This window comes from Burkholderia sp. MSh2, from assembly GCF_000731655.1.
Classification (GTDB): Bacteria; Pseudomonadota; Gammaproteobacteria; order Burkholderiales; family Burkholderiaceae; genus Burkholderia; species Burkholderia paludis.
The window spans coordinates 67,944-80,433 of the sequence record NZ_JPGM01000004.1 but is presented as its reverse complement, the minus strand read 5'-3'; the positions used below and the strand labels follow the sequence as shown (position 1 = coordinate 80,433).

Sequence of the window (12,490 nt, the reverse complement as noted above, 5' to 3'; positions counted from 1 at the left end):
GTCCGGGCAGGCGGCCGAGATCGACCGCAAACCGTCCGGCGGGCAGCCGGCCGCGACGTTAGAATGGCCGTTCCGCAGAGCCATGAGCGCCATTCTCCCGTCCCATGTACAAAGTCATCGCCACCGATCTCGACGGCACCCTGCTGAACAGCGACCACCAGCTCGACCCTTACACGATCGACACCGTCCGCCGGCTCGACCGCGACGGCCTGCAATTCGTGATCGCCACGGGGCGCCATTACGCGGACGTCGCCGGCATTCGCGACGTGCTCGGCATCCGGCCCTACCTGATCACGTCGAACGGCGCGCGCGTGCATGCGCCGGACGACACGACGATCCATGCGCAGGACATCGATCCCGCGATCGTCCGCGATCTCGTGCAGCCGGACGTCGTCGGCGCGCATGGCCGCGTGATCGTCAACCTCTTCACCGACCAGGGCTGGCTGATCGACCGCGAGGCGCCTCACCTGCTCGAATTCCACCAGGATTCGGGCTTCCGCTACAACGTGACCGACATGGCGGCGCACGACGGCGCGGCCATCGCGAAGGTGCTGTATATCGGCGATCCGGCCGATCTGGCGGCCGTCGCCGAGCGGATGCGCGTGCGCTTCGGCGATGCGCTGTACGTCACGTATTCGCTGCCCGACTGCCTCGAGGTGATGACCGCGAACGTGTCGAAGGGCCGCGCGCTGCGCTCGGTGCTCGGCCGGCTCGGTGTCGACACCGGCCACTGCATCGCCTTCGGCGACAACATGAACGATATCGACCTGCTCGAAACCGCCGGCCACGCGTTCATGATGAACAACGCGAACCCCGACCTGGTCGCGCGGCTGCCGCATATCCCCCGTATCGGCAACAATTTCGACGCGGGTGTCGCCCGTCACCTGCGCACGCTGTTCTCGCTCGCGGACAACGCCGCCGTTTCCTGAGCATCCTGCCCGGCGCGCATGAAAAACGGGCGCCAGTGGCGCCCGTCGAAATTACCTGCCTCGATTGTCTTGGACAGCGTGAGGCTCGCTGCTCTGCTCGCTTGACCCCGTAGTGACTTATTCGCTTGTGCGAGCGGATGCCGGCAGCAGGTCGACGGCGTTGTCACGCCCCGCGACCAGCGGGTAAATGATCCCGGCGAGTGCCGCGCCGATGATCGGCGCCACCCAGAACAGCCAGAGCTGGCCGATCGCCTCGCCGCCCACGAACAGCGCGGGGCCGGTCGAGCGGGCCGGGTTCACCGACGTGTTGGTGACCGGGATCGAGATCAGGTGAATCAGCGTCAGGCACAGGCCGATCGCGATCGGCGCAAAGCCGGCCGGCGCGCGCTTGTCGGTGGCGCCCAGGATCACGAACAGGAAGAAGCCCGTCATTACCACTTCACAGATGAACGCCGCGCCGAGTGCGTAGTGGCCGGGCGAGCGCTCGCCGAAACCGTTCGTCGCGAAGCCGCTGCCGACCACGTCGAAGCCCGGCTTGCCGGTGGCGATCAGGTACAGCACGAATGCGCCGATGGTCGCGCCGACTACCTGCGCGACGATGTACGGCACGAGATCGCGGGCGGGGAAGCGGCCGGCGACCGTCAGGCCGACGCTCACCGCGGGATTCAGGTGGCAACCCGAAATATGCCCGATTGCGAATGCCATCGTCAGCACGGTCAGGCCAAAGGCAAGTGCGACACCGACAAAGCCGATGCCGAGGCCCGGAAAGGCGGCCGCCAGCACGGCGCTTCCGCACCCGCCGAGCACCAGCCAAAACGTGCCGAATACCTCTGCGGCGAGCCGCTGCGAAAGATTCATGTAAGGACCTCGTTAAAGTCGATTGAAGACTGCCGGATGACGCGACGGATTTAAACCATCTTCCGGATTTGGTCTGGATTATAGGAAATGAATCGGGGTGAGGAGGGTCAACGATTGTTAAATTTGAATGGCTGACGAATGCCTTTTATTAGAATAAGTCCGCATTCTCGATATAGTCGAATCGGTTAAAGATGACAGCATTAATTTGAAGGGCAGGGTGGCAGTACGGATGGCGTAACAGGTGTTTGTGTTCCGGCCGGATTCGCCGGGGCCGCATCATCGAAAAGGGGAGTCGAAGAATGTCTCAATACGCGAAACTCAAGGCGCAGATCGCCGATCTGCAGGCTCAGGCGGACGACGTGCGCCGTCAGGAAGTGGCGGCGGTGATTGCCGAAGTTCAGCAAAAGATTGCCGAATACGGGCTGACGGCCCAGGATCTGGGCTTCGCGGAGCGAGCGAAGCGCGGGCGCCCGCCGAAGAAGGCGCCGCTGCCGCCGAAATACCGCGACCCGAAGTCGGGTGCGACCTGGAGCGGGCGCGGCAAGCCGCCGAATTGGATCGTCGGGAAAAACCGCGATCGGTTCGCGATCGAATGACCGAAAGCCCAAACAAAAGAGCCGCATCGAGATGCGGCTCTTTTGTATTGCATGCCGATTTCGGCGCGGATTTTATTACTGAATATTTCTGTATGGATTTCAGCGTCAGGCGCCCGCGACCCGGCGCAATGCCGGTTGTCTGGCCGCCGTGCAAAGCGATTCGTACGTTTCGACATAACGCCGTGCCATTGCCTTCGCGCTGAAACGCGTGTCGAACCGCTGGCGAATCGCGGGGCGCGACAGGCTGTCGATCCGGTGCAGCGCGCCGACCGCGCCCTGCACGTCCTCGACGATGAAGCCGGTCACGCCGTCCTCGATCACTTCCGGCACCGAGCCGCGGTTGAACGCGACGACCGGCGTGCCGCAGGCCATCGCCTCGATCATCACGAGGCCGAAGGGCTCCGGCCAGTCGATCGGGAACAGCAGCGCCTTCGCGCCCGACAGGAACGCGGGCTTCTGCGCTTCGTTGATCTCGCCGATGAATTCGACGTGCGCCTGGCCGAGCAGCGGCTCGATCGCTTCCTTGAAATAGTCGGCGTCGGCCTTGTCGACCTTCGCGGCGATCTTCAGCGGCAGCCCGCTTTGCGCGGCGATCCGGATCGCGGTGTCGACGCGTTTTTCCGGGCAGATCCGGCCGAGGAACGCGAGGTACTCGGGCTTCACGCCCGGCTGCGGCGCGAGCAGCGTGTCGGGCAGCCCGTGATACACGGTGCCGGCCCACGCGGCCTGCGGCAGCGGCTTGCGCTGGTTGTTCGAGATCGACACGACCGGCGCGTCCGGAAACGCGTCGAACACCGGCTGCAGCTCCGGCAGGTCGAGGCGGCCGTGCAGCGTCGTCACGTACGGCGTGTCGAGGCGCGACATCAGCGGGAACGGCAGGTAGTCGAGGTGGAAGTGCAGTACGTCGAACTGATCCGCGACCCGGGCGACCTGCTCGATGAGCTGCATGTGGGGCGCGACCGAATCGCGGATCGACGGGTCGAGCCGCAGCGCGCGCGGCCAGGCCGCCTCGAGACGGGCCGACGTGACGGAGTCGCCGCTGGCGAACAGCGTGACGTCATGGCCGAGTTCGACGAGCGCTTCGGTGAGGTAGGACACGACACGCTCGGTGCCGCCGTAGAGCTTCGGCGGAACGGCTTCGTAAAGCGGCGCGATCTGGGCAATTCGCATGGAGGTTCTCCTGTGTCGGTCCGCGTGGGCGCGCTGGCGCCGATGCGGATGGCGTACGAGGGGGCGGAACTCGCCGACGCACGCGATGCGCGGGTCGTGGCCGGGCCCGAACGGGGTGCGCGGGGCGCCGGACGGCAAGCTGCGGAGCGGGCCGGCACGGCTCGCGCCGCCGCCCATCGGTATTCATTATCGATATCGCCCCGGGCGGCTCGAGTGTTTTTTCAAACACTTAAAGCTTGTTACACGATGAAATACGCGCATGCGGCGTGAAGAAACTGCGTGGAATCATTATTCGAGATGGCGATAACTATTGTTGCGCCATTGTGAAAAACCACTATAATTTTTACCGATCCGAATATCGGCAGCCCTGCCGATGGTTTTTCGCCTCAGCGTGGCGGTCATCGGTATCGTCAAGGCCGAATTCGCGCCGCCACCCGCTCTCCCGCCCGTTCCTTTCAATTCGCCTTGTCGGAAAAATTCCTACACGGTTTACAGATAAATCCTGCAAGGCATACGCCACTTCGCTGATACCGGCAGAAATGCCGTTTGGCCAAAATTCGCCCTGTAAGACTATAAACGAGTCGACTGCGCGCCAAGAGCGCCCTGATCGAGCAAACGTTTTCATAACATGAATGGCCAAAGCAAAGCTCTTTAACGGGGGAATCATGAGCGCTACAAGCGAAATGCTCAGTGAGATCAAAGAGGTCAACCTGTCGTACCTCCTCCTCGCGCAGCGCCTGCTGCGGGAAGACAAGGCGATGGGCATGTTCCGCATGGGAATTTCCCAGGAACTGGCCGATGTACTCGGGAACCTCACGCTCGCACAGACCGTGAAGCTCGCCGCGTCGAACCAGATGCTGTGCCGCTTCCGTTTCGATGATCACGCGCTGCTGTCGTCGCTCGCCGACAAAGGCCGCAGCGACGTCGTCACGCACGCCCACTCGGCCATCCTGATGGCCGGGCAGCAAGTAGAAGGCGTCCGCTGATCCACCCGCCTTGCGTATGTCCCGGCGTGCCGCGCCGGCCGGCAGTGTATTGGCTACTCATCCGAACAACGTCAAGCGGACGGCTATCACCATGGCAAGCAAAAGCGTCGTGATCGAGGTGAAGGAAATCACCCTCGCCATCGAACTGATCGAACTGGGCGCCCGGCTGCAGTTGCTGGAAGCGGAGACGAGCCTGTCGCGGGACCGTCTGATCAAGCTGTACAAGGAACTGAAGGGCGTGTCGCCGCCGAAGGGGATGCTGCCGTTCTCGACCGACTGGTTCATGACGTGGCAGCCGAACATCCACTCGTCGCTGTTCTACAACATCTACCGGTTCATGCAGGACCATGGCCGCTGCGAGCCGATCCAGTCGATCGTGAAGGCGTACCGGCTCTATCTGGAGCATGTGAACCTGTCCGGCGACGAGGCCGCGCTGAGCCTCACGCGCGCATGGACGCTCGTGCGCTTTTTCGATTCGGGGATGCTGCAGATGACCCCGTGCACGCGCTGCGGCGGCCACTTCGTCGCGCATGCGCATGATCCGCATCAAGGTTTCGTCTGCGGCCTGTGCCAGCCGCCGTCGCGTGCGGGCAAGACCCGCAAGGCCGCCGCCGCGCGCGCCGAAATTGCCGCCGCCGTGGCCTGAGCGCCGCCGGGCGGGGCTCGGGCGGGCCGCGCCGGACGGCGCGAATCGCCGGTGAATTGCTGGTAAACACCGTCGGGCCGCCACCGGGCGACCGCGAAAGTTTTCCTGCCGACTGCCGTAAACCTGCTTAACGGCGGTCTCTTCGCCGGTCATTCGTGAGGGACAGGCAGTGCTGATTATCGTGGGAACACTCGTGACGCTGTTGTCCGTCTTCGGCGGTTATGCGCTGGCAGGCGGGCATCTGGGCGCTTTGATCCAGCCCGTCGAGATCCTGATGATCGTCGGCGCCGGCGTCGGCGCGTTCATTCTCGGCAACGGCGGCAAGACCATCAAGGCCACGCTGCGCGTGCTGCCGACGCTGTTCAAGGGCTCGAAATACACGAAAGACGTCTATATGGAGCTGATGGCGCTGCTTTACGTGCTGCTCGCGAAGGCACGCAAGGAAGGCACGCTGACGCTCGAGGCCGACATCGACGACCCGGAAAAGAGCCCCATCTTCACCCAATACCCGAAGATCCTCGCCGATAAGCACATCGTCGAGTTCCTGACCGACTACCTGCGCCTGATGGTGGGCGGCAACATGAACGCGTTCGAGATCGAGAGCCTGATGGACGAGGAGATCGAGACGCACCACGCGGAAGGCGAGGGCCCCGCGCACGCGCTGATGCGCGTCGGCGACGCGATGCCGGCGTTCGGTATCGTCGCGGCCGTGATGGGCGTCGTGCACACGATGGCCTCCGCCGACAAGCCGCCCGCGGTGCTCGGCGCGATGATCGCGCAGGCGCTGGTCGGCACGTTCCTCGGGATCCTGCTGTCGTACGGGCTGATCGGGCCGCTCGCGAGCCTCGCGGAGCAGCGCGTCGCCGAGTCGACCAAGATGTTCCAGTGCATCAAGGTGACGATCCTCGCGACGCTGAACGGCTATGCGCCGGCGATTGCGGTCGAGTTCGGCCGCAAGGTGCTGTTCTCGACCGAGCGCCCGTCGTTTTCCGAGCTCGAAGAGCATGTCCGCCGCGTGAAGGCGAAGTGACGCGGAGCGCCCGATGAGCAAGAGCAAGGATCGCGCAATCGTCGTCAAGCGGGTGGCCCCGGCGAAGAAGGGCCACCACGGCGGCGCATGGAAGCTCGCGTACGCGGACTTCATGACCGCGATGATGGCGTTCTTCCTGCTGATGTGGCTGCTGAGCTCGGTCACGCCGGTGCAGCTGAAGGGGATCGCCGAATACTTCAACACGCCGCTGAAGGCCGCGCTGTTCGGCAGCGGCGACCGCAGCTCGCAGGATTCCAGCATCATCAACGGCGGCGGCCGCGACCTGTCGAGCGTCGACGCCGGCACGCTGCGCCGCACCGACGGCACGACGCAGCTCGCCGAACGCCTCGCGAAAGCGGGCGACGAGAATTCCCGGTCGCAGGCGCAGGGCGCCCAGGACCGGCTCGAGCAGACGCGCCTGCACGACCTGCAGATCAAGCTGATGGCCGCGATCGAGGCCAACCCGACGCTGCGCCAGTTCAAGCAGCAGATCCGCATCGATTCCACGCTGATGGGGCTGCGCATCGAGATCGTCGACACCCAGAAACGGCCGATGTTCGCGATGTCGAGCGACAACGTCGAGCCGTACATGCGCGACATCCTGCGCGAGATCGGCAAGACGCTGAACGACGTGCCGAACCGGATCATCGTCCAGGGCCATACCGACGCCGTGCCGTACGCGGGCGGCGAGGGCGGCTACAGCAACTGGGAGCTGTCGGCCGACCGCGCGAACGCGTCGCGCCGCGAGCTGATCTCGGGCGGCATGGACGAGGCGAAGGTGCTGCGCGTGCTCGGCCTCGCGTCGACGCAGAACCTGAACAAGGCCGATCCGCTCGATCCGGAAAACCGCCGAATCAGCGTCATCGTGCTCAATCGCAAATCCGAAGAGGCGCTGATGCGCGACGATGCGACGACCACGACGCTGTCGGCCGATGCGGCCGGCTCGCAGCAGCTCGCGCAGCAGCTTGCCGGCCCGGCGCCGGCCGCGCGCCCGGCGCTCGGGGCGTCCGCCGTCGCCGTGCCGAAACCCTGACGTTGACAAGATTCCGAGACAGACATGATCCGAACCATTCTCGCCATCGACGACTCCGCGACCATGCGTGCGCTGCTGCAGGCGACGCTTGCGCAGGCCGGCTACGACGTGACGGTGGCGCCGGACGGCGAGGCCGGCTTCGAGCTGGCGGCCACCGTTCCCTATGACCTGGTGCTGACCGACCAGAACATGCCGCGCAAGAGCGGGCTCGAGGTGATCGCCGCGCTGCGCAAGCTGACCGCCTACACGGAAACGCCGATCCTCGTGCTGACGACCGAGGGCAGCGATGCGTTCAAGGACGCCGCGCGCGACGCGGGCGCGACCGGCTGGATCGAGAAGCCGATCGACCCCGCCGTGCTGGTCGACCTGGTCGCGACGCTGTCCGAACCGGCCGCCTCCTGACATTCACGCGACGCACTCAACCCGGGACCGGGCATGACTCTCGACATCACTCAGTTCTACCAGACATTTTTCGACGAAGCGGACGAGCTGCTCGCCCAGATGGAGCAATTGCTGCTGAACCTCGACGTCGGCTCGCCCGATCCCGAGGATCTGGCCGCGATCTTCCGCGCCGCGCATTCGATCAAGGGCGGCGCGGCGACGTTCGGCTTCTCCGCGCTGACCGATACGACGCACATCCTCGAATCGCTGCTCGACCGCGCGCGCAACCATGAGCTGACGCTGACCAAGGAAATGGTCGACGCGTTTCTCGAGACCAAGGACGTGTTGTCCGACCAGCTCGTCGATTACCGCGCGAGCGCCGAACCCGATGCCGCGGCTGCCGCGGCGATCTGCGCGAAGCTCGAACGGCTGAAGGCCGAGAGCGGCGCGGGCGCGCCGGCGGCCGTCGCGCCCGCGGCGAGCGTCGCTGCACCGGTTGCTGCCGCCGCACCGGCCGCGGCGCCTGTCGCCGGCGACGATCGCGTGCCCGATCACGTGATCGAGCAGGCCGTCGCGGCCGCGCATCCGGCGGCCGACGGGGGCGAAGGCGGCCCGCACCTGAAGATCACGCTCGTGGGCGTCGACGCGAAGGACCAGGCGCTGCTCACCGAGGAACTCGGCAACCTCGGCCGGATCGTCGGCCGCGAGGCAGTCGGTGCCGACCTGACGCTGTGGGTCGAGTCGGACGTGCCGACCGACGACATCGTCGCCGTGTGCTGCTTCGTGATCGACGAAAGCCAGATCCGTGTCGCGCACGGCACGGCGCCGGCCGCGCCGGCGGCAGCCGACGCGCCGGGCGCCGCAGCAGCGGCCGAACCGGCCGCACCGGCCGCTCCCGCGCAGCCGGTACGGGCCGAAGTGTTTGCCCAGCCGGCCGCCGCGCCGCAACCGGCCGCTCCGGCGCCGGTCGCGCCCGCCGCCGCGCAGCCGCAGCAAGCGCCGTCGCCCCAGCCGCCGCACGCCGACCACGCGCCGGCCGCGCATCACGACGACAAGCGGCGCCCGGGCGCCGCGGCCGCGGCAGGCGCCGAAGGCAGCTCGATCCGGGTCGGCGTCGAGAAGGTCGACCAGCTGATCAACCTCGTCGGCGAACTCGTGATCACGCAGGCGATGCTCGCGGAGACCGCGACCGCGTTCGATCCGGCGCTGCACGATCGCCTGTTCAACGGGATGGCGCAGCTCGAGCGCAACGCGCGCGACCTGCAGGAAGCGGTGATGTCGATCCGCATGATGCCGATGGACTACGTGTTCAGCCGCTTCCCGCGGCTCGTGCGCGACCTTGCCGGCAAGCTCGGCAAGCAGGTCGAGCTGGTCACGTTCGGCCAGGCGACCGAGCTCGACAAGAGCCTGATCGAACGGATCATCGACCCGCTCACCCACCTCGTGCGCAACAGCCTCGACCACGGGATCGAGACCGTCGACAAGCGCGTCGCCGCCGGCAAGGACGCGGTGGGCCAGCTCGTGCTGTCGGCCGCGCATCACGGCGGCAACATCGTGATCGAGGTGAGCGACGACGGCGCGGGCCTGAACCGCGAGCGGATCCTCGCGAAGGCCGCGAAGCAGGGCATGCAGATTTCCGACAACATCAGCGACGACGAAGTCTGGCAACTGATCTTCGCGCCGGGCTTCTCGACCGCCGAGACGGTGACCGACGTGTCGGGCCGCGGCGTCGGGATGGACGTCGTGAAGCGCAACATCCAGTCGATGGGCGGCCACGTGGAGATCACGTCGCTGGCCGGCCGGGGCACGACCACGCGGATCGTGCTGCCGCTGACGCTCGCGATCCTCGACGGGATGTCGGTCAAGGTCGGCAGCGAGATCTTCATCCTGCCGCTGAACTTCGTGATGGAGTCGCTGCAGCCGTCGATGGACGACATCTACACGGTCGGCAACGGCGAGCGCGTGGTGCGCGTGCGCGGCGAATACCTGCCGCTGGTCGCGCTGCACGAGGTGTTCTCGGTGGACGACGCCCGCACCGACCCGACGCAGGGGATCGTCACGATCATGGAAACCGAGGGGCGCCGCTTTGCGATGCTGATCGACGAACTGGTCGGCCAGCAGCAGGTGGTCGTGAAGAACCTCGAAACCAACTATCGCAAGGTGCACGGCATCTCGGCAGCGACCATCCTCGGCGACGGCAGCGTCGCGCTGATCGTCGACGTCGCGGCGCTGAACCGCGAAACCCGTGCGATGCACGGCGCCCGTGCCGGCGCCGAGCTCGCGATGTTCTGATGTCTCTCGCCATTCAACCGATTGGGGGCAAACGTGTCTGCTGAAGTCCAAATGATCAATCCGGCCGCGGCGAACGCGGCAACGAGCCGCCGCGACGCGGAACAAGGCGACGCGACGGGCCAGGAATTCCTGGTGTTCACCCTCGGCGACGAGGAATACGGGATCGACATCCTGAAGGTGCAGGAAATCCGCGGCTACGACAGCGTCACGCGCATCGCGAACGCGCCGGATTTCATCAAGGGCGTGATCAACCTGCGCGGGATCATCGTGCCGATCGTCGACATGCGGATCAAGTTCCATCTCGGCCGCGTCGAGTACGACCACCAGACGGTCGTGATCATCCTGAACGTGTCGAACCGCGTGGTGGGGATGGTGGTGGACGGCGTGTCGGACGTGCTGACGCTGCAGACGGACCAGATCATGCCGGCGCCGGAATTCGGCGCGACGCTGACGACCGAATACCTGACGGGCCTCGGCACGGTCGACGGCCGGATGCTGATCCTGATGGATATCGAGAAGCTGATGTCGAGCCGTGAAATGGCGCTGATCGAGACGCTCGGCGGGTAAGCGCGCCGCGCGCGCAGGAATTTCGGGAGAATCTGCAATGTTGCAAAACTGGTCGATCCGCACGACGCTCACGGCGGTCGGACTCATCCTCGTGGCGCTGGCCGCAGCCGTCGGCGGGCTCGGCCTGTACGCGCTGAATCAAGCGAGCCGCTCGCTCGACGAGATCGCGCATGTCGACCTGCCGGCGATCCATACGCTCGACGACACGTCCGCATACCTGCTGCGCGCGCGCGTGTCGCTCGACCGCTTCCGCTCGCTGACGGAAGCCGGCAATACGGCCGAGGCCGCCAAGGTGCTCGACCGCGCGCAGGAGCTGTACGCGAAGTCGAACCAGAACTGGCAGGCGTTCCAGGCGACGCCGAAGCTCGGCGTCGAGCAGCCACTGATCGACGAGCTCACCGCACGCTACACGGCGATCGTGAAGGAAGGCGTCGAGCCCGAATTCGCGGCCGCGCGCGCGGGCGACATGACCGCGTTCCACGCGGTCGCCGATACCAAGATCAGCCCGATGTTCGTCGCGTACGGCGACGCGTCGGCGGCCGTGATCGCGTCGCTGCAGAAGCGCGCGGAAGATCGCCAGGACGCGACGCAGTCGCAGATCTCGCTGATGATCGGGCTGATCGCGGCCGGCATCGGACTCGCGTTCGTCGTCGTGATCGCGATCCGCTTCGCGCTGCGCGGGCTGATCGTGCAGCCGCTCGAGGACGCGATCGTGCACTTCGAGCGCATTTCCGGGGGCGACCTCACGCAGCCGGTGAACGTATTCAGCACGAACGAGATCGGCCGCCTGTTCGGCGGCATCAAGCGGATGCAGGACGCCGTCACGACGATGGTGCAGGCCGTGCATCGCGGCACCGAGTCGATCGACGTCGGCGCGCGCGAGATCGCGACGGGCAACATCGACCTGTCGCAGCGCACCGAAGAGCAGGCCGCGTCGCTGCAGGAAACCGCGTCGAGCATGGAGCAGCTGACGGGCACGGTGCGGCAGAACGCGGAGAATGCGCGGCAGGCGAGCCAGCTCGCGGTGAACGCGTCGGACATCGCGACGCAGGGCGGCGAGGTGGTCGGCCAGGTCGTGTCGACGATGCAGGACATCGCGGTGAGCTCGGGCAAGGTCGTCGACATCATCGGCACGATCGAAGGCATCGCGTTCCAGACCAACATCCTCGCGCTGAACGCGGCCGTCGAAGCGGCCCGCGCGGGCGAACAGGGCCGCGGCTTCGCGGTGGTCGCGGGCGAGGTGCGCTCGCTCGCGCAACGCAGCGCGAGCGCCGCGAAGGAAATCAAGCAGCTGATCGGCGATTCGACCGACAAGGTCGAAAGCGGGTCGGCGCTCGTCGCGCGCGCGGGCTCGACGATGGACGAGATCGTGCAGGCCGTGCGCCGCGTGACCGACATCATGGGCGAGATCAGCGCGGCGTCGGACGAGCAGTCGACCGGCATCGAGCAGGTCAACCGCGCGGTCGGCCAGATGGATTCGGTCACGCAGCAGAACGCGGCGCTCGTCGAGCAGGCGGCCGCCGCGGCCGCGTCGCTCGAGGAGCAGACGCGCCAGATGAAGGCGATCGTGTCGGGCTGGCGCGTGGCGGGCGGCATCGTGTTCGCGCCGGCGCGCACCGTCGCGCGGCCGATCGCGCATGAGCCGGCAGCCGTGCCGGCGCTGCCGTCCGAGCCGCGTTTCGACGCGGCGCCGGCTGCCGCGCTGCCGGCCCCGCAGGCCGCCGCGCAACCGGCGCGGCGCGCCGCATCGGCGCCGCGCGCCGCCGCGTCGGCTGCCGCGGGCGCGGGCCATGAACCGAAGCGCGCGGCCGATGCCGGCGTGCCAGTACAGAAGGATGCGCCGGCCGCTCGCGGCACCGCCGCCGGCGGCTACGGGCCGCGTCTCGCGAAAACGGCCGCCCCGGCGGCCGCGAAGCCCGCGCTCGTGCGCCCGGCGCTGAACGGCGAGAAGCCGGCGCCGGCCACGGCCGGCACGTCCGACGACGACTGGGAGACCTTCTAA

Annotated in this window: 12 protein-coding genes; 10 read left to right on the top strand and 2 right to left on the bottom strand. The window is 66.7% G+C overall.

Translation table 11 applies throughout. From position 1 onward, the window contains the following. The first annotated feature begins 104 nt into the window (after positions 1–104). A complete protein-coding gene (locus GQ57_RS02870) occupies positions 105–929 on the top strand; it encodes a Cof-type HAD-IIB family hydrolase (protein WP_031397027.1) in 825 nt (274 codons plus the stop codon). 117 nt (positions 930–1,046) lie between these two features. Here the strand turns inward: GQ57_RS02870 and aqpZ are convergent, their stop codons facing one another. Beyond that, positions 1,047–1,787: an aquaporin Z gene (aqpZ, locus tag GQ57_RS02865; RefSeq protein WP_031397026.1), complete on the bottom strand. Its 741-nt coding sequence runs from the start codon at positions 1,785–1,787 to the stop codon at positions 1,047–1,049. Positions 1,788–2,086: 299 nt separating this feature from the next. Between aqpZ and GQ57_RS02860 the strand changes: the two genes are divergently transcribed. Beyond that, complete coding sequence (locus GQ57_RS02860; protein WP_031397025.1) at positions 2,087–2,383, top strand: H-NS histone family protein; 297 nt, start codon at positions 2,087–2,089, stop codon at positions 2,381–2,383. A gap of 105 nt (positions 2,384–2,488) precedes the next feature. On the opposite strand, the gene GQ57_RS02855 is transcribed toward GQ57_RS02860, so the two are convergent. Continuing rightward, on the bottom strand, positions 2,489–3,553 hold the full coding sequence (locus tag GQ57_RS02855) for a glycosyltransferase family 4 protein (RefSeq protein WP_031397024.1): 1,065 nt from the start codon (positions 3,551–3,553) through the stop codon (positions 2,489–2,491). A 665-nt stretch (positions 3,554–4,218) separates the two neighbouring features. Between GQ57_RS02855 and flhD the strand changes: the two genes are divergently transcribed. From flhD to GQ57_RS02815, 8 genes are all read left to right on the top strand, one after another. Then, positions 4,219–4,539, top strand: coding sequence for a flagellar transcriptional regulator FlhD (gene flhD, locus GQ57_RS02850; RefSeq protein WP_031397023.1), 321 nt, complete (start codon positions 4,219–4,221; stop codon positions 4,537–4,539). A gap of 91 nt (positions 4,540–4,630) precedes the next feature. Continuing rightward, the gene (gene flhC, locus GQ57_RS02845; protein WP_031397022.1) at positions 4,631–5,185 is read left to right on the top strand and encodes a flagellar transcriptional regulator FlhC; all 555 of its coding nucleotides are present in this window, start codon (positions 4,631–4,633) and stop codon (positions 5,183–5,185) included. A gap of 169 nt (positions 5,186–5,354) precedes the next feature. Beyond that, on the top strand, positions 5,355–6,215 hold the full coding sequence (motA, locus tag GQ57_RS02840) for a flagellar motor stator protein MotA (RefSeq protein WP_031397021.1): 861 nt from the start codon (positions 5,355–5,357) through the stop codon (positions 6,213–6,215). Positions 6,216–6,228: 13 nt separating this feature from the next. Continuing rightward, complete coding sequence (gene motB, locus GQ57_RS02835; RefSeq protein ID WP_034197025.1) at positions 6,229–7,248, top strand: flagellar motor protein MotB; 1,020 nt, start codon at positions 6,229–6,231, stop codon at positions 7,246–7,248. Between the two features lie 24 nt (positions 7,249–7,272). Continuing rightward, entirely contained in the window at positions 7,273–7,650 is a 378-nt protein-coding gene (locus tag GQ57_RS02830; RefSeq protein WP_031397019.1) for a response regulator, read from the top strand. A gap of 33 nt (positions 7,651–7,683) precedes the next feature. Beyond that, positions 7,684–9,921 (top strand): chemotaxis protein CheA, encoded by a 2,238-nt coding sequence (cheA, locus tag GQ57_RS02825; RefSeq protein ID WP_031397018.1) that lies wholly within the window; start codon positions 7,684–7,686, stop codon positions 9,919–9,921. 51 nt (positions 9,922–9,972) lie between these two features. Next, positions 9,973–10,488, top strand: a complete 516-nt coding sequence (cheW, locus tag GQ57_RS02820) for a chemotaxis protein CheW (protein WP_031397017.1) — start codon at positions 9,973–9,975, stop codon at positions 10,486–10,488. Positions 10,489–10,525: 37 nt separating this feature from the next. Beyond that, on the top strand, positions 10,526–12,490 hold the full coding sequence (locus GQ57_RS02815) for a methyl-accepting chemotaxis protein (RefSeq protein ID WP_031397016.1): 1,965 nt from the start codon (positions 10,526–10,528) through the stop codon (positions 12,488–12,490).